General features: G+C 73.0%; 19 protein-coding genes and 1 pseudogene. 13 read left to right on the plus strand and 7 right to left on the minus strand.

Annotation, left to right across the window (positions count from 1 at the left end; genetic code table 11):
• Positions 1-234 precede the first annotated feature (234 nt).
• The gene (locus ACWGH0_RS23340) at positions 235-498 is read left to right on the plus strand and encodes a hypothetical protein (RefSeq protein WP_453406141.1); all 264 of its coding nucleotides are present in this window, start codon (positions 235-237) and stop codon (positions 496-498) included.
• A 29-nt stretch (positions 499-527) separates the two neighbouring features.
• Here ACWGH0_RS23340 and ACWGH0_RS23345 read toward each other — a convergent pair whose 3' ends face one another.
• The 3 genes from ACWGH0_RS23345 to ACWGH0_RS23355 form a co-directional block, all read right to left on the minus strand.
• The gene (locus tag ACWGH0_RS23345; protein WP_453406142.1) at positions 528-1,724 is read right to left on the minus strand and encodes a CaiB/BaiF CoA transferase family protein; all 1,197 of its coding nucleotides are present in this window, start codon (positions 1,722-1,724) and stop codon (positions 528-530) included.
• Positions 1,725-1,836: 112 nt separating this feature from the next.
• Positions 1,837-2,619: an ABC transporter permease gene (locus ACWGH0_RS23350; RefSeq protein ID WP_453406143.1), complete on the minus strand. Its 783-nt coding sequence runs from the start codon at positions 2,617-2,619 to the stop codon at positions 1,837-1,839.
• Complete coding sequence (locus ACWGH0_RS23355; RefSeq protein ID WP_453406144.1) at positions 2,616-3,575, minus strand: ATP-binding cassette domain-containing protein; 960 nt, start codon at positions 3,573-3,575, stop codon at positions 2,616-2,618. Before ACWGH0_RS23355 ends, ACWGH0_RS23350 begins: the two co-directional genes overlap by 4 nt.
• A 64-nt stretch (positions 3,576-3,639) precedes the next feature.
• On the opposite strand from ACWGH0_RS23355, the gene ACWGH0_RS23360 reads away from it, so the two are divergent.
• Entirely contained in the window at positions 3,640-4,353 is a 714-nt protein-coding gene (locus tag ACWGH0_RS23360; protein ID WP_453406145.1) for a TetR/AcrR family transcriptional regulator, read from the plus strand.
• Positions 4,354-4,435: 82 nt separating this feature from the next.
• Here the strand turns inward: ACWGH0_RS23360 and ACWGH0_RS23365 are convergent, their stop codons facing one another.
• From ACWGH0_RS23365 to hmgA, 3 genes are read right to left on the minus strand one after another with little or no spacing between them, the layout of a single operon-like run.
• Positions 4,436-5,647 carry a type ISP restriction/modification enzyme gene (locus ACWGH0_RS23365; protein ID WP_453406146.1) on the minus strand — a complete coding sequence of 404 codons (1,212 nt, stop codon included), beginning with the start codon at positions 5,645-5,647 and terminating at the stop codon, positions 4,436-4,438.
• 34 nt (positions 5,648-5,681) lie between these two features.
• Entirely contained in the window at positions 5,682-6,431 is a 750-nt protein-coding gene (locus tag ACWGH0_RS23370) for a GntR family transcriptional regulator (RefSeq protein WP_453406147.1), read from the minus strand.
• 21 nt (positions 6,432-6,452) lie between these two features.
• A complete protein-coding gene (gene hmgA, locus ACWGH0_RS23375) occupies positions 6,453-7,772 on the minus strand; it encodes a homogentisate 1,2-dioxygenase (RefSeq protein ID WP_453406148.1) in 1,320 nt (439 codons plus the stop codon).
• A 98-nt stretch (positions 7,773-7,870) separates the two neighbouring features.
• Here hmgA and ACWGH0_RS23380 point away from each other — a divergent pair, with 98 nt between their 5' ends.
• The 6 genes from ACWGH0_RS23380 (at position 7,871) to ACWGH0_RS23405 (ending at position 15,472) form a co-directional block, all read left to right on the plus strand.
• Positions 7,871-8,494, plus strand: coding sequence for a TetR/AcrR family transcriptional regulator (locus ACWGH0_RS23380; protein WP_453406149.1), 624 nt, complete (start codon positions 7,871-7,873; stop codon positions 8,492-8,494).
• Between the two features lie 245 nt (positions 8,495-8,739).
• On the plus strand, positions 8,740-10,959 hold the full coding sequence (locus ACWGH0_RS23385) for a molybdopterin oxidoreductase family protein (protein ID WP_453406150.1): 2,220 nt from the start codon (positions 8,740-8,742) through the stop codon (positions 10,957-10,959).
• Positions 10,960-11,079: 120 nt separating this feature from the next.
• A complete protein-coding gene (locus tag ACWGH0_RS23390; RefSeq protein WP_453406151.1) occupies positions 11,080-12,477 on the plus strand; it encodes a CitMHS family transporter in 1,398 nt (465 codons plus the stop codon).
• Positions 12,477-13,790, plus strand: a complete 1,314-nt coding sequence (locus ACWGH0_RS23395; protein WP_453406152.1) for an MFS transporter — start codon at positions 12,477-12,479, stop codon at positions 13,788-13,790. Before ACWGH0_RS23390 ends, ACWGH0_RS23395 begins: the two co-directional genes overlap by 1 nt.
• Positions 13,791-13,893: 103 nt before the next feature.
• Positions 13,894-14,526: a hypothetical protein gene (locus tag ACWGH0_RS23400; RefSeq protein ID WP_453406153.1), complete on the plus strand. Its 633-nt coding sequence runs from the start codon at positions 13,894-13,896 to the stop codon at positions 14,524-14,526.
• Positions 14,527-14,602: 76 nt separating this feature from the next.
• Positions 14,603-15,472 carry a class F sortase gene (locus tag ACWGH0_RS23405; protein ID WP_453406154.1) on the plus strand — a complete coding sequence of 290 codons (870 nt, stop codon included), beginning with the start codon at positions 14,603-14,605 and terminating at the stop codon, positions 15,470-15,472.
• Here ACWGH0_RS23405 and ACWGH0_RS23410 read toward each other — a convergent pair.
• Positions 15,450-15,932 carry an ATP-binding protein gene (locus ACWGH0_RS23410; RefSeq protein ID WP_453406155.1) on the minus strand — a complete coding sequence of 161 codons (483 nt, stop codon included), beginning with the start codon at positions 15,930-15,932 and terminating at the stop codon, positions 15,450-15,452. The two genes, ACWGH0_RS23405 and ACWGH0_RS23410, sit on opposite strands and share 23 nt — an antisense overlap.
• A gap of 156 nt (positions 15,933-16,088) precedes the next feature.
• Between ACWGH0_RS23410 and ACWGH0_RS23415 the strand changes: the two are divergent.
• From ACWGH0_RS23415 to ACWGH0_RS23435, 5 genes and pseudogenes are all read left to right on the plus strand, one after another.
• Positions 16,089-16,918 (plus strand): annotated as a pseudogene (locus ACWGH0_RS23415) (helix-turn-helix domain-containing protein).
• Positions 16,915-17,157 (plus strand): DUF397 domain-containing protein, encoded by a 243-nt coding sequence (locus tag ACWGH0_RS23420; protein ID WP_453406156.1) that lies wholly within the window; start codon positions 16,915-16,917, stop codon positions 17,155-17,157. Before ACWGH0_RS23415 ends, ACWGH0_RS23420 begins: the two are co-directional and overlap by 4 nt.
• A gap of 118 nt (positions 17,158-17,275) precedes the next feature.
• Positions 17,276-18,670 carry an aldehyde dehydrogenase family protein gene (locus tag ACWGH0_RS23425; protein WP_453406157.1) on the plus strand — a complete coding sequence of 465 codons (1,395 nt, stop codon included), beginning with the start codon at positions 17,276-17,278 and terminating at the stop codon, positions 18,668-18,670.
• Between the two features lie 17 nt (positions 18,671-18,687).
• The gene (locus tag ACWGH0_RS23430; RefSeq protein ID WP_453406158.1) at positions 18,688-19,773 is read left to right on the plus strand and encodes a Zn-dependent alcohol dehydrogenase; all 1,086 of its coding nucleotides are present in this window, start codon (positions 18,688-18,690) and stop codon (positions 19,771-19,773) included.
• A gap of 208 nt (positions 19,774-19,981) precedes the next feature.
• Positions 19,982-21,322: an MFS transporter gene (locus tag ACWGH0_RS23435; protein ID WP_453406159.1), complete on the plus strand. Its 1,341-nt coding sequence runs from the start codon at positions 19,982-19,984 to the stop codon at positions 21,320-21,322.
• Positions 21,323-21,403 lie beyond the last annotated feature (81 nt).

The raw sequence follows: 21,403 nt of genomic DNA on the forward strand, positions 1-21,403 counted from the left end.
CAACTCCGGCCGGTTGCAGCCTCCTTGGACGTCAATCCGCCGCGCCCGGGGAGCGGCCACTCGAAAACTGTCCAACTCGCCCTGGAATCGCACGTATTCGGAGAGTAATCGCCACCGGTACGTCAACCCCCGTACAGGCGTGGTGAATCACATGGGCGGGATACACGAGTGTCTGGACGGGGCGATAGGGTTAACCTGCCCGGGCCGGGTGCCCTCGTACGGGTGGGGAGTGACATGGAACAGATAACGGTGCGCAGCAGGCCACGAGTGCCTGCCATCACATGCGGGAGCGGTGCGACCAGTTCGCGCCTCGACCGCCACCTCGCGGTGCTCGGCGGACCCGCCGTCCCGCGCGGCGAGGCGGCCGAGGCGACACTGCTGATGCGCGAGCTCACGTCACGTGACGTCGCGCACTCGCGAGCGAGCCGGAGCGCGCGGGTCTCGCTCTTCGCCCCGCTGCGACGGCTGCGCCGATCGCTCTTCGGCAGCCGCCACTGACCCCCGGCGGCCCGGAGTCGCGGACGCGCTCAGGCGACCACACCGTCCCGGCGCAGCGCTGAGATCCGCACGTCCGTCATCCCCAGGCCGTGCAGCAGCGCGTCGGTGTGCTCGCCGAGCGCGGGTACCGGGCCCATCAGCGGCTCCGCCCCGTCCGGCATCGTGATCGGCGGCAGCATCGCCCGAAGGGGCCCCGCCGGAGAACCGATCTCCCGCCAGCGGTCCCGCGCCGCCAACTGCGGGTGCGCCGCCACGTCGGCCACCGTGTTCAGCCGGGCGCAGGCGATCCCGGCCGCCTCCAGCGCCGCGATCGCCTCCGTCGCACTCATCACTCCCAGCGCCTCGGCCACCACCGCGTCCGTCTTGGCCCGGTTTCCCGTACGCGCGGTGTTCGTGGCGAACGCGGGGTCGTCCGCCAGCTCCGGCCGCCGCAGCACCTGCGCGGCCAGCCGCCGCCACTCCCGGTCGTTCTGCACCGACAGCAGCACCTGGCCGCCGTCCGCCGTCGGATAGGCGTCGTACGGCGCGATGACGGCGTGTGCGACCCCGGTGCGCGCCGGCGCCGCGCCCCCGTGCATGCCGTGGTGCAGCGGATGCCCCATCCACTCCGTGAGCGCCTCCAGCATCGACACCTCGACCGGCCCGCCCCTCCCGGTGGTGGCCCGCCGCAGCAGCGCCGCGAGGACGCCGGAGAAGGCGTACATGGCCGCCGCGATGTCGGCCGCCGGGATGCCGGCCTTGACCGGCTGCGCGGGGGTGCCGGTCACGGACACCAGCCCCGCCTCGCACTGGACGAGCATGTCGTACGCCCGCTTGTCGGCGTACGGTCCCTCGGCGCCGTATCCCGAGATGTCGACGGCGACCAGGCGCGGGTGCGCGGCGCACAGCGTCGCGGCGTCCAGGCCGAGGCGGGCCGCCGCGCCGTTGGCGAGGTTCTGGACGAACACGTCGGCCCCCGCGACCAGTCGGCGCACCACGTCGAGGCCGCGCGGGTCCTTGAGGTCCACGGCGAGGGACTCCTTGCCGCGGTTGCACCACACGAAGTGCGAGGCGAGACCGCGGGCGGCGGTGTCGTAGCCGCGGGCGAAGTCGCCGCCGTCCGGCCGCTCGACCTTGATGACGCGCGCGCCCAGATCGGCGAGCTGGCGGGTGGCGAACGGCGCCGAGACGGCCTGCTCGACGGCGACGACGGTGATGCCCTCCAGGGGCAGCGGCTGAGTGCTCATGACGACCTGACTATCGTGTACGTCACACCATTGTCACCCGACACGATGGCGGACAAGGCGTCGCGGTCCGGGCGCGAATGGGCCGCCCCGTACAACAACGGGCACCGGCCGATCACCTCCCGCCGTTCGCGTACTGCCGGACGGCGAGCGGCACGAAGACCGCGAGCAGTACGAGCGACCAGGCGATCGTCCCGGCGACCGGGTGGGCGACGGGCCAGGCGGCGTCCGGGGCCGCGACGGCGTTCCCGCACAGATCGCGCACCGCGCCGGCCACCGCGCTGATCGGGTTCCACTCGGTGACCGTCCGCAGCCAGCCGGGCTGACCGCCGGTGGGGATGTACGCGCTGGAGAGCAGCGGCAGGACGAAGGTCGCGCTGCCGATCTGGCCGGCCGCCTCCTCGTTGTGGATGAGCAGTCCCAGGTAGCAGCCGACCCAGGCGGTGGCGAAGCGGAAGAGGACGAGGAGTCCGAAGGCGCCGAGGGCCGCGAGCGCCCCGCCCTCGACGCGCCAGCCGACCGCGAGTCCGACCAGGACCAGCGGCACCATGCCGGCGGCCGTCGTCAGCACGTCGGCGGCCGTCTGGCCGAGCGGCACGGCCGCCCGGCTCGTCGGCATCGTGCGGAAACGGTCCATCACACCGCGGTGCGAGTCCTGGGCCGCCTGGAACATGCCGGTCATGACGCCGTTGGCGGCGGTGGCGGCGAGCAGTCCGGGCACCAGGAAGGCGCGGTACTCCTGGCCGGGCACGGCGAGCGCGCTGCCGAAGACGTAACCGAAGAACAGCAGCAGGGTGATCGGCATGGTCTGGGTCAGGATCAGTACGCCCGGGGCGTGCCTGACGCGCTGGAGGTGACGGCCGAGGACGGCGGCGCCGTCGTACGCGAGCGTGCTCATGCGGCGTGCTCCTCGCGGGGGCGGCGGTCGGTCAGGCGCAGGAAGACCTGGTCGAGTGTGGGCGGCTTCAGGCTCGCGTCGACGACCGGCACACCCGCCGCGTCGAGTTCGCGGATGATCCGGGGGAGCGTGAGCGCGGGGTCGGTGGCGACGGCCCCCACGGTGCGGTGCTCGCCGTCGAGGACCGGCTCGGCGCCGGTGAGCTGGTCGAGTACGGCGGCGGCCGCGAGCATCGCGGCCCGGTCGGCGACGACCACCTCGGCGTACGAGCCGATACGGGCCTTGAGTTCGGCGGGGGTGCCGGTCACGGCGGCCCGGCCGTGGTCGATCAGCACGATGTCGTCGGCCAGCCGGTCCGCCTCCTCCAGGTACTGCGTGGTGAGCAGCACGGTCGTGCCCCGGCCCGCCAGATCGCGTACGGCCTCCCAGATCTGGTTCCTGCTGTGCGGGTCGAGACCGGTGGTCGGCTCGTCGAGGAACAGCACCTCGGGGCGGGTGAGGAGGCTGGCGGCCAGGTCGAGCCGGCGTCGCATGCCGCCCGAGTACGTGCGGGCGGGGCGGTCGGCGGCTCCGGTCAGCTCGAAGCGCTCCAGGAGTTCGTCGGCGCGGGCGCGGCCCGCGGCCCCCCTGATGCGCAGCAGCCTGGCGAAGAGGCGGAGGTTCTCGCGGCCGGAGAGCTCGCCGTCCACGGAGGCGGACTGGCCGGTGACGCCGATCGCGCGGCGCACCGCGGCGGGATCGCGGCGTACGTCGTGACCGGCGACGGTGGCGGTGCCGGAGTCGGGGGCGGTGAGGGTGGTCAGGACCCGGACGGCGGTGGTCTTGCCGGCGCCGTTCGGGCCGAGGATGCCGCAGACCGCGCCCCGCTCGACGGCGAGGTCGAGGCCGCGCAGGGCGTGGACGTCACCGAACGCCTTACGGAGCCCTTCACTAAGTACAGCGTACGTAGTTGTCATGCGGCCCACCGTACCGCACTACGTACGCTGTACGTAACTACGATGGTGGGCGAGGTGATGATCCATGGCAGTCGGCGGGCGTTCCGCGACACCCGAGGTGATCTGGGCCCGCCCCGAACGGGCCGGCCGCGGACCCAGACCGGCGTACAGCCGCGCCGACATCGCGGCGGCGGCGGTACGGGTCGCGGACGCGGACGGAATCGACGCGGTGTCGATGCGCCGGGTGGCCACGGAGATCGGGTGCGGCACGATGTCGCTCTACAACTACGTGCCGCGCAAGGAGGACCTGTACGAGCTGATGGTCGACGCCGTCAGCGGGGAGTACGACCTGTCCCGGGAGCCGTCGGGGGACTGGCGCGCGGAGATGCTGACGCTCGGTCACCAGGCGCGGGCGCTGATGCACCGCCACCCGTGGCTGCCACAGCTGATGTCACCCGTGTACGGCTACAGCCCCAACGTGCTCCGGTATCTGGAGTACTGCCTCGGCTGCCTGGAGGGGCTGGACGCGCCGCCGGGGACGAAACTGGAGCTGGTCGCGACGGTCAACGGCATGGTGACGACGTACGTCGGCAACGAGCTCGCGACCGCCGAGCGCAACCGGTCGCTGCCGTGGTCGCCGGAGCAGGAGAACGCGGCGCGCACGGCCTACCTGGCACGGGAGATCGCGACGGGCGCGTACCCGCGGATCGCCCGGGCGTTCGCGGAGGACCCCGGTCCGGTCGACCTCGACGCGGTCTTCGAACGGATGCTGGAGCGGGTGCTGGACAGCTTCGGGTAGAAGCGGCGACACGGGCCCCGGGCGCCGCACGCCCTCGCGCGTCCGAGAGGTGGCGCCCCGTCCGGCAGGGCGCCGGCCGGTGCTAGAGCAGGGCGAACTGGCCCTCGGGGCCCTCCTCCTGGTGGTCCAGGACCGAAGCCGGGCGGCGTGCCGCCTCGGGGGCCGGCAGGACGCCCGCCCCGGCCAGTTCGGCGCGGGTGATCCGCCCGCCGTCCCGCAGTTCCTCCCTGCCCTGCTCCAGCTCGGCGAGCAGCGCGAGGACGGTGATCAGTTCTAGCAGGTCGGACGTCCACTCCTGCGGCCAGGCCGACGGGCGGATCGCCTCCAGGGTGCCGGGCTCGCCGGGCGCCGTACGCCGCTCGAACCACCTCTCGAGCACCCGCACCCCGCCCACGTGGAAGTCCCAGGCCGCCGCCGGCACGGGGGAGACGCGGCCCTCGCCGAGGAACAGGGCCTCCTCCTGGGCGTCGTACCGCAGCTCCGCAGGGCGCGCCGGCACGGCGGACCGTACGTACGGGCGGCGGCCTCCCGGCAGCCGGGGGCGCTCCCCGCTCCGCGCGCCCCGCACCTGCACCTCGGTCATCCGCCGCCCCAGCTCCACGCCCGCAGCCCACACCTCGGGCCGGGCCGGCAGGGGCACCACCGCGCCGCCGGGCGACCCCTCCGCCGCGGCGACCGCCCACGCCAGCACGTCCGCGGCGGCGACCTCGTGGCCGTACCGCCCGCTCAGCAGCGGCAGGAGGCCCGGAGCGACATTCGGCTCCCGGCCGCCGGGGCGGCGGTGCAGCGGGCGGATGCGGCCGGGGCGCCCGGCGGGGGAGCGGCCGTCCGGCAGCAGCGCGCTGACCAGCACGGGCGGCCCCGGGGCCGGGGGCACGTGCCCCCACTCGACGGCGAAGAGCTGGTGCGAGTCGTCGGCGACCCGCCACAGCTCCGGCCGGGCGGCGTCGATCAGCCGGTGGTCGGGGATCAGCCACTGCTCGTCGAAGGGGCCGTGCGTGACGCGCACCGGCTCGGGGCAGGGACCGCTCTCGCGCGCGAGGCGGCCCGTGCCGGTCCGCTGCCCCGGCAGCGCGGCGACCGAGGTACGGGTCGTACGCGCCCGGGTGGGGCCGAACAGTTCCTCGCGCCCGGCGCCCTCCGCCCGTACCAGCGCCTCCCAGCGGGACCGCAGCGTGCGTCGGTCCGGGGCGAGCACCCAGCCCCGCCCCAGCCGCAGGGGCGCCACCGACCAGGGCATGAGGTCGCCGAGCAGCGGGGCGTCGGACCGCGTCGCAGGCGTGCGGGCAATCATGCGGGCATCGTAACCACGGCGGGCGGCCCGCCGGTCAGTGCGCGTCCACCGTCACCGAGAAGGAGAAGCGGTCGCCCCGGTAGCGGATGCGGGCGACGTCGACCACCCGGCCGTCCCCGTCGTACGTCACGCCCGTGTAGTGCAGGATCGGGCTGAGCAGCGGGACCTGGAGGAGGTCCGCCGTCTCCGGGTCCGCGAGCCGCGCCTCGACCGTGTCCGTGATCTTGCTGATCCGTACGCCCAGCACGTCCCGCAGCACCTTCGTCATCGGCCAGCGTTCGAGGTCGGCGAGGTCGAGACCGGCGGCGACCTCCGGCCGCACCGCGTTCTCCGCCCAGTTGGTCGGCTCGCCGCTCTCGCCGTCGCGGCGCAGCCGCCGGTAGGTGACGACCTCGTCCGTGTCCGGGAAGTGCTCGACGAGCTCGCCGGGCACGGGCGTGGGCCCGTGCCCGAGGATGGTCGTCAGCTCGCCGGACTGCTGGGCCACGATCGCGTCGATCGAGCCGAGCAGCCGGCGCGGCGCTCCCCGCCGGGCGCCCGGCTCGATGAACGTGCCGCGCCGCCGGTGCCTGCTGATCAGGCCCTCGGCCTCCAGCTCCTTGAGGGCCTGGCGCATGGTGAGCACGCTCACGCCGTAGTGCGTGGCGAGCTGCTCCTCGGTGGGCAGCCGCAGCGACGCGTCGGGCGTGCGCCCCAGTATGGAAGCGCGCAGGGACTGCGACACCTGGTACCAGAGCGGCAGCTTCCGGTTCAGGACCAGGGAGTCGGGGGCGAATGCGGTCACGGTTTCATTTCTCCGTAGGTACTACGACCTGAAGTGGCGTTGCAGACCCTGCCACACGTCGTCGTACGCCGTCTGGAGATGGTCGGCCGTCGCCGCCTGAGCGGTCGCCGTGACCGGCCAGCGCGTCTCGAACATGAAGGCCAGGCCGTCGTCGATCTTCTGCGGCTTCAGCTCGGCGGCGCTCGCCCGGTCGAAGGTCTCGCGGTCGGGTCCGTGCGCCGACATCATGTTGTGCAGCGAGCCGCCCCCCGGCACGAAGCCCTCGGCCTTCGCGTCGTACGCGCCCTCGATCAGGCCCATGTACTCGCTCATCACGTTGCGGTGGAAGTACGGCGGCCGGAACGTGTCCTCGCCGACCAGCCAGCGCGGCGCGAAGACGACGAAGTCGACGCCGGCGAGGCCCGGGGTGTCGGACGGCGACGTGAGGACCGTGAAGATCGACGGGTCCGGGTGGTCGTAGCTGATCGTGCCCATGACGTTGAAGCGGCGCAGGTCGTAGACGTAGGGCACGTGGTTGCCGTGCCAGGCGACGACGTCGAGGGGCGAGTGGCCGTACGTCGCCGACCAGAGGTTGCCGCAGAACTTGTTGACCACCTCCACCGGGCCCTCGACGTCCTCGTACGCCGCCACCGGCGCCAGGAAGTCGCGGGCGTTGGCGAGGCCGTTGGCGCCGATGGGGCCGAGGTCGGGGAGCTGGAAGGGCTGCCCGTAGTTCTCGCAGACGTAGCCGCGGGCGCTCTCGTCGAGCAGCTCGACGCGGAACCGGACGCCGCGCGGGATCAGCGCGATGTGGCCGGGCTCGCAGCGCAGCAGGCCGAACTCGGTGCGCAGCAGCAGGCCGCCGCGCTCCGGGACGATCAGCAGCTCGCCGTCGGAGTCGCTGAACACGCGGTCCGTCATGGAGGCGTTGGCGCAGTACAGGTGGATCGCCATGCCGGTGCGCTGGGTGACGTCGCCGTTGCCGCCGACGGTCCACAGGCCGGCCAGGAAGTCCGTGCCGGGCGCGGGGTCCGGCAGCGGGTTCCAGCGCAGCCGGTTCGGGTCGGGGACGGTCTCGGTGAAGGGCGCGCTGCGCACGCCGCCGTTGTCGGTGCGCAGATACGGGGGGTGCGCGGCCGAGGGCCGGATGCGGTACAGCCAGGACCGGCGGTTGTGGGCGCGGGGCTCGGTGAAGGCCGAGCCGCTGAGCTGCTCGGCGTACAGCCCGAGCGGCGCGCGCTGTGGCGAGTTGCGTCCGTGCGGCAGGGCGCCGGGCACGGCCTCCGAACTGTGTTCGTTGCCGAAGCCGGAGGAGTGGGCCAGTCCCTCAGCCGCTTTCCTCGCCTGCTCGATGCCGCTCATCGTCCGCTCCCGGGGTGCCGAAGGAATCCTATGGTTGACAGTAGGATTCAGGAGGCCGCCCGTCAACGGGTGCCGCGCCGGCGGGCCGGGTCGGCATCATGGGGTCCGTGTCCTCAACGAACTCGCTCCGCCGAGCCCCCGTGCAGCAGCGCAGTGCCGACCGGCTCGCCCGGATACTGGACGCCTGCGCCCAACTCCTCGACGAGATCGGCTACGAGCAGCTGAGCACGCGGGCGGTCGCCGCGCGCGCGGGCGTGCCCATCGGGTCGGTCTACCGCTTCTTCGGCAACAAGCGCGCCATGGCCGACGCCCTCGCCCAGCGCAACCTCGACCGGTACGCCCGGCGGATCAGCGACCGGATCGCCACCGTGCCGTCCGAGGACTGGCGCGGCGCGGTAGACGCCGTTCTCGACGAGTACATCGCCATGAAGCGCACCGTCCCGGGCTTCCGCCTCGTCGACTTCGGCGTCCAGATCCCGGTGGGTGACCGGGCGGCCGACGCCGACATCAACTACCGCGTCATCGACCGCCTCACGGACCTCCTGCCGGCCCACCTCGGCCGCGCCCCGGACCCGGACCTGCGCCGCACGGTCCTGGTCGCCGTGGAGGCCGCCGACGCGCTGCTCCAGCTCGCCTTCCGCGTCGACCCCGACGGCGACCCGGACCTGATCACCGAGACCCGCGCGGTGCTGCACGCCTACCTGGCCCGGATCTTCGACTGACCGGGGCGCGGCCGGCTCGCCGCGCCCGCACCGGTGACCGGGCCGCCGGGCGCAGGCTGCGTGCCGGTCGCCGCGCCCCCGCCCCCGTGCGTGTACGGGCCGGGCGCCGCGCCCCGACCGGGCGCCGCGGGCGCACATACGCCCGCCGTCGCAATCCGTCGCCCCGCACCCCTCCCCGCCATGCCTACCGGTCGGTATGCTCGATGGCGTTCGCGAGCCACCGTCGACGCCGCCCTGGAGGGCCCGTGCCCGGTCAAGACGAAGCCACCCGTACCGCCCTGCGTGTCTGCCCCCTGTGCGAAGCCACCTGCGGGCTGACCCTCACCATCGAGGGGACCCGGGTGACCGGCGCGCGCGGCGACCGCGACGACGTCTTCAGCAAGGGGTTCATCTGCCCCAAGGGCGCGTCGTTCGGAGAGGTCGACTCCGACCCCGACCGGCTGACCGGGCCCCTCGTCCGGGAGAACGGCGCTCTGCGCGACGCCACCTGGGACGAGGCGTTCGACCTCGTCGCCGCCCGGATGCGGCCGCTGATCGAGGAGTACGGGCCCGACTCCGTCGGTGTCGTGCTCGGCAACCCCAACGTCCACACCATGGCCGGCGCCCTCTACCCGCCCGTCCTGCTGTCCGTGCTGCGCACCCGCAGCCTCTTCACCGCCAGCACCGTCGACCAGATGCCCAAGCACGTGTCCAGCGGCCTGCTCTTCGGCGACCCGCTGGCCATCGCGGTGCCCGACCTCGACCGTACGGACCACCTGCTGCTCCTCGGCGCCAACCCGCTGGAGTCCAACGGCAGTCTGTGCACCGCCCCCGACTTCCCGGGCAAGCTCAAGGCTCTGCGCCGGCGCGGCGGCACGCTCGTCGTCGTCGACCCGCGCCGCACCCGCACCGCGAAGCTCGCCGACCGGCACGTCCCCATCAGGCCGGGGACGGACGCGCTGCTGCTGGCGGCGCTCGCCCAGGTCCTCTTCGAGGAGAAGCTGGCCGATCCGGGCGCCCTCGCGGAGCACCTCGACGGCCTCGACGAAGTCCGCGAAGCCGTACGGGACTTCACGCCGGAGGCCGTGGCCGCCGCCTGCGACGTGCCCGCCGACGAGATCCGGCTGCTGGCCCGGGGGCTCGCCGCCGCGCCCACCGCCGCCGTGTACGGCCGGGTCGGCAGCTCCACCGTCGAGTTCGGCACCCTGGCCAACTGGCTCGTCGACGTACTGAACATCCTCACCGGCAACCTCGACCGCCCCGGCGGCGTCCTCTTCCCGCTCTCCGCCACCGCGCCCGCCCCCCGCCCCGCCGGGCCCGGCAAGGGCTTCGCCCTCGGCCGGTGGAGGAGCCGGGCCGGCGGTCACCCCGAGGCCAAGGGCGAACTGCCGCTGGCCGCGCTCGCCGAGGAGATCGACACCCCGGGGGAGGGGCGGGTGCGCGCGCTCGTCGCGATCGCCGCCAACCCCGTGCTGTCCGCTCCCGACGGGCTGCGTCTCGACCGCGCGCTGAGCGAGCACCTCGACTTCATGGTCAGCGTCGACCCGTACCTCAACGAGACCTCGCGCCACGCCGACGTGGTCCTGCCCCCGCCCCCGCCGTCGCAAAGCGCGCACTTCGACTTCGCGTTCAACGGCTTCGCCGTGCGCAACCAGGCGCGGTTCACCCCGGCCGCGGTGCCCCTGGAGGAAGGGCGCATGGACGAGAGCGAGATCCACGCCCGGCTGGTCCTCGCGGTCGGCGGCATGCACGGCGCGGACCCGTCGGCGGTCGACGACCTCGTCATCGGGCGCGCCCTGGCCAAGGCCGTCGACACACTGCACTCGCCCGTCCACGGCGGCGACCCCGCGCAGATCGCCGCCGCGCTGAGCGGGGCGAGCGGACCGCAGCGGCGGCTCGACATGATGCTGCGCCTGGGCCCGTACGACCTGGTGCTCGACGACCTGCTGGCCAACCCGCACGGCGTCGACCTGGGCCCGCTGAGGCCCCGCCTCCCGCAGGTCCTCAAGACCCGCAGCGGGAAGGTCGAACTGCTGCCGGAGCCCGTCGCCGGCGACCTGCCCCGGCTGCGGCGCGCGCTGGAGACGCGGCCCGCGGCGCTCGTGCTCGTCGGCCGCCGCCATCTGCGCTCCAACAACAGCTGGATGCACAACATCCCGACGCTGACCGGCGGCAGCAACCGCTGCACGCTCCAGGTCCACCCGGACGACGCGGCGCGGCTCGGCCTCGCCGACGGGGCGGACGCCAGGATCCGCGCCGAGGGCGGCGAGGTGGTGGCCCCTGTCGAGGTCACGGACGCCGTACGCACCGGTGTGGTGAGCCTGCCGCACGGCTGGGGGCACGACCGGGAGGGCGTACGGATGGCGGTCGCCGCGAGCACCCCCGGGGTCAACGTCAACCAGCTGCTCGACGGCAGCCGGCTCGACCCGCTGTCGGGCACCGCCGTGCTCAACGGATTCCCCGTCGACGTAGCACCCATATCGTGACCTGGGGTTTTGCGCTTATTGCTCGCGCGTCAACATCTTGTTAACGCGTCGCGGGGCGACCTAACGTCATCGAACCGCCTGGCCTGGTGGGAGTTCAAGGGCGAACGTTAGGGACCCCAAATGCTGACAATCCTCGGATTCGTCATGATCGCGACCTTCCTGGTCCTGATCATGATGAAGAAGATGTCGCCGATCGCGGCGCTCGTGCTGATACCCGCACTCTTCTGCGTGCTGGTGGGACAGGGCGCCAAGCTCGGTGACTACGTCCTCGAAGGCGTCGGAAACCTCGCGCCCACCGCGGCGATGCTGATGTTCGCCATCGTCTACTTCGGCGTGATGATCGACGTGGGTCTCTTCGACCCGATCGTGCGAGGCATCCTGCGCTTCTGCAAGGCGGACCCGCTGCGGATCGTGGTGGGCACCGCCGTGCTCGCCGCGATCGTCTCGCTCGACGGCGACGGCTCGACCACCTTCATGATCACGGTCTCGGCGATGTACCCGCTCTACAAGCGGCTCGGAATGAGCCTCGTCGTGATGACCGGCGTCGCCGCCACCGCCAACGGCGTGATGAACACGCTGCCCTGGGGCGGTCCCACCGCCCGCGCCGCCACCGCGCTCAAGCTCGACGCGGCGGACATCTTCGTGCCCATGATCCCGGCGCTCGCCGTCGGACTGCTCTTCGTCTTCGCCCTCGCCTACGTGCTGGGCCGCCGGGAGCGCAAGCGGCTCGGCCACCTCCACATCGAGGAGGCGGTCGAGGTGCGGACCGAGGTCCTGGTCACCGCCGGCGGCGGCGGCGAGGAGACCCGCACGGGCGTGGGCTCCGGAGGCGGCGCCGCGGACGCCGGACCGGCGTACGCCGCGGACGGGCAGGGCTTCCAGGGGCTCGACCCGAACCGCGCCACCCTGCGGCCCAAGCTGTACTGGTTCAACGCCGGACTCACCGTCGCGCTGCTCGCCGCGATGATCACGGAGCTGCTGCCGATCCCGGTGCTCTTCCTCATCGGCGCGGCCCTCGCGCTCACGGTCAACTACCCGAACATGGCCGACCAGAAGGCCCGGATCGCCGCCCACGCCGACAACGTCCTCAACGTCGCCGGCATGGTCTTCGCCGCCGCCGTCTTCACCGGCGTCCTCACCGGCACCGGCATGGTCGAGCACATGGCCGACTGGCTCGTCGGCACGATCCCCGACGCCATGGGGCCGCACATGGCCCTGGTCACGGGCCTGCTGAGCCTGCCGCTGACGTACTTCATGTCCAACGACGGCTTCTACTTCGGTGTCCTGCCCGTCCTGGCGGAGGCGGGCGCGGCGCACGGCGTGTCGTCGCTGGAGATCGCCCGCGCCTCGCTCGTCGGCCAGGCGCTGCACATGTCGAGCCCGCTCGTGCCGGCCGTGTACGTCCTGGTCGGCATGGCCAAGGTGGAGTTCGGCGACCACACCCGGTTCACCGTCAAGTGGGCGGCCCTCACCTCGCTCGTCGTGCTCGGCGCGGGGATCTGCTTCGGCATCATCTGATGCGTGGCAGGGGCTGGTTGCTGCGGCTGGTCATCGCCTTCGGCTTCGCGCAGGCCGCGGTGTCGATGGCCCGCCCGGCCGTCTCGTACCGCGCTCTCGCCCTGGGCGCGGACGAGCGCGCGGTCGGCGTGATCGCGGGCGTCTACGCGCTGCTTCCCCTGTTCGCCGCCGTACCGCTGGGGCGCAGAACGGACCGGGGGCGGTGCGCACCCCTGCTGCCCGCCGGCGTCGTCCTGATCTCCGGCGGGTGCGCCCTCAGCGGTACGGCGGACTCCCTCCCCGCGATGGCGGCCTGGAGCGGGGTGATGGGACTCGGGCACCTGTGCTTCGTCATCGGCGCCCAGTCGATCGTCGCCCGCCAGTCGGCGCCGGCCGAACAGGACCGCAACTTCGGCCACTTCACCATCGGCGCCTCGCTCGGCCAGCTCGTCGGCCCGGCCGCGGCCGGCCTGCTGGTGTCCGGCCAGGACGGCGCCATGGCCCGTACCAGCGCCGTCGCGCTGGTCGTCTCGGCGGGCGTCGCGGCGGCGTCCTTCGTCGCGCTCTGGCGGATCGAGCACCGCACGCCGGGAACGGCGCGCCGGGAGGACGCGGCCAAGGTCCCGGTCCACCGGATCCTGCGTACGCGGGGCGTGCCGGGCGGCATCTTCATCAGCCTCGCCGTGCTCTCCGCCACCGACGTCCTGACGGCGTACCTGCCCGTCGTCGGCGAACACCGGGGCATCGCCCCTTCCGTCGTCGGCCTGCTGCTCAGCCTGCGGGCCGCGGCGACGATCGCCTGCCGGCTGGTGATGACGCCGATGATCCGGCTGCTCGGCCGCACCGCGCTGATGACCGTCACGTGCCTGCTGGCCGCGCTGCTGTGCGCGGGCGTCGCCCTCCCCCTTCCGGTGTGGGCGCTCGCGGCGGTGCTGGCCGTCCTCGGCTTCTGCCTGGGCGTGGGCCAGCCCCTGTCGATGACGACGGTGGTCCAGGCGTCGCCGCCGGAGGCGCGCTCGACGGCACTGGCCCTGCGCCTGACCGGCAACCGCCTCGGGCAGGTCGCCGCGCCCGCCTCGGCGGGTCTGGTGGCCGGAATCGCCGGCACGGCGGCCCCCTTCCTGATGCTCGGCGCGCTCCTGCTGGGAGCGGCGGGGCTGGCGGTGCGGGGCGGACGGGCCGCGAGCGGCCGGACCGGCGGGACCGGCGGGACCGGCGGGACCGGCGGGGACGGCGGTTCGGGGGAGACCGGCGGTGCGGGCGGGACCGGTGCGGGAGGGGCTTCCTCCCCCGGTCGGCAGACACCTTTTGTCCGCCAGTCAGGTCATATCTGACGGAATCTCAGCGTTTCTAGGCTTCTTCGCGCCCGATATGTGACATCTAATCAGGCGATCGAGTGATCAGTACGACAATCATCTCGGCTTGAAGGAGCCCCGCATGACCACCTCGACATCTCTTCGCTCCCACGGTGCCCGCTCGGGCATGGCCGCCCTCGCCGCTCTGGCCCTCGCCGGGGTGTCCCTGTGGGGCGCGCCGGCCGCCCTCGCCGTGGAGGGCGACAGCGGAGACATCAAGATCCACAAGGCCGGAACCCGCGCCGCCGACACCAACGACCACTACGAGGTCTGCACGTTCAACATGTCGGCGACCAACTTCGAAGGGGTGAAGCTGGTCAACTGGACCGTCACCCCGCCGCAGCCGAAGACGCCCGTCGAGCCCATCCTGTCGGGCGGCCTCGTGCTCATGAACGGCAAGGGCAACACGGCCGACTACTCGCTCCCGGACGGTCACTACCAGCTCAGCTGGACGTTCCCGGGCGGCGTCCCGAAGCAGAAGATCTTCAAGGTCAACTGCGCCAAGAAGCAGGACAACAAGCCCGCCCCGCGCGGCGCCGTCCCCGCGGGCGGCGGCGGTGCCGCGGACATCGGCACCGGCACCGGCACGGGTACGGGCGCCGAGACCGACGAGGGTTCGTCGGCCATGGCTCCCGCCCTGGTCGCGGGCGCGGCCGGAGTGGCCGGGCTGATGTTCGTACGCCGGGCACGCCGCCGCGCCAATGGCGCCGCGTAACACCCGCTCCCGCCGCCGGCGCGGACCGAGCCGGGGCCTGCGCCTGGCTATGACGGCGACCGCGACGGTGACGTTGATGACCGGTGTCGTCCGGGGGTGCGGCGAATCGCCCCCGGACGCGCCGGTCGTCACCGCCGCGCACGACACCGCCGCGCACGACACGGCCGCCAAGAACCCGGCGCCCGACCCGTCGCCGGCGGTGCCGTCCCCCGGGGTGCCGTCGCCCGGGGTGCCGTCGTCGGCGCCACCGTCTCCGGCCGTGCCCAAGCCGGCGGTGCCGAAGCCGGTGGTGCCGACGCCCGCGGTGTCCGCGCCGGTGGTGCCGACCCCGGCGGCGCCCCGGCCGACGGTGGCGAAGCCGGTGGTTCCGTCACCGTCGGCGTCGGCCCCGGTGCCGAATCCGGCGGCGCCCCGTCCGGCCCCGCCTCCGGCGCTGAAGCCGGTGCCCAAGCCGGCCGTCGCCCCGGCGCACCCGCCGCTGCCGTTCTCGCCGCCGGTGAGTGTGGCCGTCCCCGCCCTCACCATCGAGGCGCCCGTCGTCGGCCTCGGGCTCGAACCGCAGGGCCACCTGGCCGCCCCGCAGGTCGACAACCCGCGCCTGGTCGGCTGGTACCGCGACGGCCCGACGCCCGGGGAGACGGGAACCTCCCTCCTCGTCGGGCACCGGGACACCCGGACCGGTCCGGCGATCTTCCTCAACCTCAACGCCCTCAAACCCGGTGACGTCATCCACGTCGTCCGCGCGGACCACCGCATCGCGGTGTTCACTGTGGACGCGGTGCGGACGTACAAGAAGGAGGCATTCCCCGACGCCGAGGTGTACGGCAACAAGTCCGGCCGCCCCGAGCTGCGCGTGCTGACCTGCGGAGGAACCTTCGACAAGAAGAAGGGGTACGCCTCCAACGTCGTCGTCTTCGCCCACCTCACCGGCTTGAACTTCGTCTGACGGTCGTCACCGCCGCCGCCCGGAGCGTCGCCCACACGGTCTTGCCCACCTGCCGGTCGGCGACACCCCACGTCTCGGCCAGCGCCTCGACGAGCAGCAACCCTCGCCCCGCCTCCGCGTCCGGAGGCGGGGCATGGGGCGTCGACGCGGGCGGACGGCGCTCGGCGCGGGCGTCGGTGACCTCGATGCGCAGCACCCCGCCGGCCTCCAGGGCCAGCCGCAGCTCGAAGTCGCGGCTCGGCACCCGGCCGTGTGTCACGGCGTTCGCGGCCAGCTCGGAGACGATCAGCGCGGCCACGTCCGACACGTCACTGCCGTACGGAACGCCCCACTCGTGGAACTGGTGCACGGCCAGCAGGCGCGCCAGCCTCGCCGCCTTGCGGGTGGCGGAGAACCGCTGCCGGAACACACGTACGGTAACGGGCGGTTGGGCGCCGGGCGGCTGCGTATCGGTTTGCATGCGCCCACCGTGGCGGGCCGCCACGGCCCTCCACCAGCGGACACGTCCGTACGCTGAGCCACCGTACGGACACGTGGTGTGGACAGTACGGTCCCCCGTGCCGTAACCCTGGGTGAGCCGAGTGCGGGGAGATTCACTCACCGGGAGGGACCGGGCATGGCCGGGGACTGGGAACACGACGAGCCGGGATCATCGGACAGCCTGAAGACCTTCGGGGCGTTCGTGCAGGGGCTGCGGGAGCACGCGGGCTTCACCAGGGAGGAATTCGGGCCGCTGGTGCGGTTCTCCAAGCACACGATCGAGTCGATCGAGCTGGGCAGACGCATGCCCGACAAGGACTTCGTGGAGCGCGCGGAGCTGGCGCTGGGGGGAACGGGCGCGCTGCGGAGGGCGTTCGCCCACCTGACACGGCAGCCGGGGCTTGCGGCCTGGTTCAGGAAGTGGGCGCGGCTGGAGCAGACGGCGGTGAGTCTGGGCAACTACGAGTGCAGGCTCGTACCGGGGCTGTTGCAGTCGGAGGGGTATGCCAGGGCGCGTTCAGCAACCGCATCCCGCCCCTGTCGGATCAGCAGTTGGAAGCTCAGGTTGCTGCGCGAATGGAGCGGCAGAACTTGTTGCTTGAACGGCCGAACACGTCGTTCAGCTTTGTTGTGGACGAGCACGTCCTGCTACGTACCCTGGGAGGAATCGATGTGACGAACGGGCTGCTCGATCACGTCCTGGCGTACGCCGATCTGCGAAACGTCTCGGTGCAGATCATGCCGACGCGCAGTGAGTGCCATGCGGGGCTGGACGGGCCGCTTGCACTGTTGGAGACTCCGGACGGCAGGCGTCTCGCGTATGCCGAGGGGCAAGAGTCGGGTCGATTGATCGCCGACTCGAAAGAGGCCGCCGTGCTGCATCAACGGTATGCCACACTCCGCTCACAGGCCCTCAGCCCAACTGCCTCCGTGGGCCTGCTGGAGCGAATCAGAGGAGCGCTATGAGCACCCAGGAATTGGCGTGGTTCAAGTCCAGCTACAGCGGGACCTCGGGCGACAACTGCGTCGAAGTGGCCCTCTCCTGGCGCAAGTCCAGCTACAGCGGAACTCAAGGCGACAACTGCGTAGAGGTGGCCGCCTCCCCCCACACCGTCCACGTCCGCGACTCCAAGGACAAGGCCGGCCCCGTCCTCGCCCTCCCGTCCGACGCCTGGGCCGCCTTCCTCGTTCTCGCGCGCGGCTGACGCGGCTGAGCGGTCGGGGGGGGCAGCGGGGGACCAAGGGCCCTGGCGCGTAAAAACTAACAGCGCTAGTTTGGGGTGCGGACCACTACGTCAGCCCGGCAGCTCTGGAGGATCAGCGATGAAGGCCCATGACGCGATGTACATCGGGGGCCAGTGGCGGCCCGCCGCCGGCCAGGACGCGATCGCCGTCGTGAACCCGGCCGACGAGCAGGTCATCGGCCACGTCCCGGCCGGTACCGCCGAGGACGTCGACACGGCGGTACGGGCCGCGCGCGACGCCTTCCCCGGCTGGGCCGCCACCCCGCCGGCCGAGCGCGCCGCCAGGATCGCCGCGCTGCGCGACGTGCTGGTGGCCCGCAAGGACGAGATCGCCGAGACCGTGACCGCCGAGCTGGGCGCGCCGCTCGGCTTCTCGCAGGCGGTGCACGCCGGGGTGCCGGTCCTGGTCGCCGGTTCGTACGCCGAGCTGGCCGCGACGTACCCCTTCGAGGAGAAGGTGGGGAACTCCACCGTGCTCCTGGAACCGGTGGGGGTCGTCGGCGCGATCACGCCGTGGAACTACCCGCTGCACCAGATCGTGGCCAAGGTGGCCCCGGCGCTCGCTGCGGGCTGCACGGTCGTGCTCAAGCCCGCCGAGGACACTCCGCTGACCGCCCAGCTCTTCGCCGAGGCCGTGGACGAGGCCGGCATACCCGCCGGCGTCTTCAACCTCGTCACCGGCCTCGGACCGGTCGCCGGGCAGGCGCTGGCCGAGCACGAGGGCGTGGACCTGGTGTCCTTCACCGGGTCCACGGCCGTGGGCCGGAAGATCGGCGCGACGGCGGGGGCGGCCGTCAAGCGCGTCGCGCTGGAACTGGGCGGCAAGTCGGCCAACGTCATCCTGCCGAGCGCGGACCTGGCGAAGGCCGTCAACGTCGGCATCGCCAACGTCATGGGCAACTCCGGCCAGACGTGCAGCGCCTGGACGCGGATGCTGGTGCACGCGGACCAGTACGAAGAGGCGGTGGCGGCGGCGGCCACCGCAGTGGCGAAGTACACCGTCGGCGAACGGGTCGGTCCGCTGGTCAACGCCAAGCAGCAGGCGCGCGTGCGCGGCTACATCGAGAAGGGCGTGGAGGAGGGCGCACGCCTCGTCGCGGGCGGCCCCGAGGCCCCGCTCGACCGGGGCTACTACGTCGCCCCGACCGTCTTCGCCGACGTCACCCCGGACATGACCATCGCGCAGGAGGAGATCTTCGGCCCGGTCGTCTCCATCCTCAAGTACGCCGACGAGGAGGAGGCGCTGCGCATCGCCAACGGCACTGTCTACGGCCTCGCGGGCGCCGTCTGGGCGGCGGACGACGCGGAGGCCGCGGCCTTCGCCCGCCGCATGGACACCGGGCAGGTCGACATCAACGGCGGCCGGTTCAACCCGCTGGCCCCCTTCGGCGGCTACAAGCAGTCGGGCGTCGGGCGCGAGCTCGGTTCGCACGGCCTCTCCGAGTACCTCCAGACCAAGTCCCTCCAGTTCTGAGCCGGGAGCCGCACACCATGGCCCGCGTCCGCGCCGCTGTCCTGTCCGCCGTCGGTGCTCCGCTGGAGATCACCGACATCGAGCTGCCGCCGACCGGCCCCGGCCAGGTGCGGGTCCGTCTCGCCGCCGCCGGGGTCTGCCACTCCGACCTCTCCCTGTCCAACGGCACCATGCGTGTGCCCGTACCCGCCGTGCTCGGCCACGAGGGCGCCGGCACGGTCGTCTCGGTGGGCGAGGGCGTCACGCACGTCGCCCCCGGCGACCGGGTCGTCCTCAACTGGGCGCCCGCCTGCGGCGACTGCCACCACTGCGGCATCGGCGAGGTGTGGCTGTGCGCCAACGCCCTGGCCGGCGCCAACAACGTGTACGCCCGTACCGCCGACGGCACCGAGCTCCACCCCGGCCTGAACGTCGCGGCGTTCGCGGAGGAGACGGTCGTCGCCGCCAACTGCGTCCTGCCGGTCCCCGACGGCATTCCGCTCACCGACGCGGCGCTGCTGGGCTGCGCGATCCTCACCGGGTACGGCGCCGTCCACCACAGCGCGCGGGTCCGCGCGGGCGAGTCGGTCGCCGTGTTCGGCGTCGGCGGGGTCGGCCTCGCCGTCCTCCAGTCCGCCCGGATCGCGGGCGCGGGGCGGATCGTCGCCGTCGACGTCTCGCCGGAGAAGGAGGAACTGGCGCGGGCCGCCGGAGCCACCGACTACGTCGTCGCCTCCGACACCACCGCCCGGGAGATCCGCAAGCTCCTCGGCGGGCAGGGGGCGGACGTCGCGATCGAGTGCGTCGGCCGGGCCGTCACCATCCGCACGGCCTGGGACTCCACCCGCCGGGGCGGGCGCGCCACGGTCGTCGGCATCGGCGGCAAGGACCAGCAGGTCACCTTCAACGCCCTGGAGATCTTCCACTTCGGCCGCACGCTGTCGGGCTGCGTGTACGGGAACTCCGACCCGGCGCGCGACCTGCCCGTACTGGCCGAGCACATCCGGGCCGGCCGTCTCGATCTGGGCAGCATGGTCACCGAACAGATCGGCCTCGACGGCATCCCGGCCGCGTTCGACAACATGCTCGCGGGCAAGGGCGGCCGGGCGCTGGTCGTCTTCTAGGACGTACCGCCCATTCCGGCACCCCGGCCGCCGCCCCCGGCGGCCGGGGTGTTCGTGCTGCCCGAGCGGATTCCGCTTCGGGCGGGTGAAGGGCGTGCGAAGTGCCGGTGCCGTACCCGTTGACCTCCGTACCGCCCGGTCGGTACGGTCCCGGCACATCACGACGCCACCCCCTGTCCCGTCCCCGCACCCACCGGAGTGTGCACCCATGGACACCGCGTCCTCCCCGCTCACGGACCCCACGGCAGCCGCGCCTGCCGACCGCAACCGCCGCAAGGTGGCCACCGCCGCGGCCCTCGCCTCCGCCGTCGAGTGGTACGACTACTTCGTCTTCGGCATTGCCGCGGCCCTGGTCCTCGGCGACCTCTACTTCCCCTCCGGCAGCTCCTCGGCCGGAGTGCTCGCCGCCTTCGCGACGTTCGCCGTCGGCTTCCTCGCCCGTCCCGTCGGCGGCATCATCGCCGGACACCTCGGCGACCAGCGCGGCCGCAAGCCCATGCTGGTCCTCGCCCTGACCCTGATGGGCCTGGCCACCACGGGCATCGGCCTCCTGCCGACGTACGAGACGATCGGGATCGCCGCGCCCGTCCTGCTCGTCCTGCTCCGCGTCCTCCAGGGGATCGCCGTCGGCGCCCAGTGGGGCGGGGCGATGCTGATGGCCACGGAGTACGCCCCCGAGGGCAAGCGGGGCCTGTACGGCAGCCTGGTGCAGCTCGGCGTCCCCATCGGGGTCGTCACCGCCAACACGGTGTTCCTCGTCGCGGGTGCCACGACCAGCGAGAGCGCGTTCGCGTCCTGGGGCTGGCGGGTGCCGTTCTTCGTCGGCGTACTGGTGCTCGTCCTCGCCTGGTACATCCACACGCGGGTCGAGGAGACGCCGGCGTTCCGCGAGGCGGAGCGCGCGCTGGCGGAGCGGGAGAAGGGGGCGGCGCGGTCCCCGCTGCGCACGATCCTGACCAAGCACCTCGGCACGGTCTTCCTCGCGGGCGGGTCGTTCGCGGTCAACACCGCGACGTTCTACATCATCATCACCGGGGTTCTGGACTACGCGACCCGCGAGCTGGACATGGAACGCGGCGCGGTCCTCGCGGTCTCCCTGTGCGTCAGCCTCACGCAGCTCGTGCTCATCCCGGCCTCGGCGGCACTCTCCGACCGCATCGGGCGGCTGCGGATCTACGCGCTGGGGGCGGTGGGGCTGCTGGTGTGGGCGGTGCCGATGTTCCTGCTCATCGACACCAAGTCGCTGCTGTGGCTGGCGGTCGGCACGTTCGTGACGAGCTGCTTCCTCAGCATCATGTACGGGCCGCAGGCGGCGCTGTTCGCCGAGCTGTTCACGGCCGAGATGCGGTACACGGGGGCGTCGCTCGGCTACCAGATCGCGGCCGTCTTCGGCGGTGGTCTCGCGCCGTTCATGATGGTGCTGCTGCTGGAGGCGACGGGGACGTCGATGGCGGTGTCGGCGTACATCATCGGGCTCGCGGTCATCGCCCTGGTCTCCATCAAAATCCTGGCGAACCGGGCGCGGGCGGCGGAGCCCGAGGCGGGGTAGCGGCCGGGGGAGTGCCGCCCGGTTCCTCCGTGCGGCTCCGAAACGCCCGACGGGCGCGGGGCCGGGGCTCAGCCCCGGCCC

The organism is Streptomyces sp. NPDC054887 (assembly GCF_053610585.1).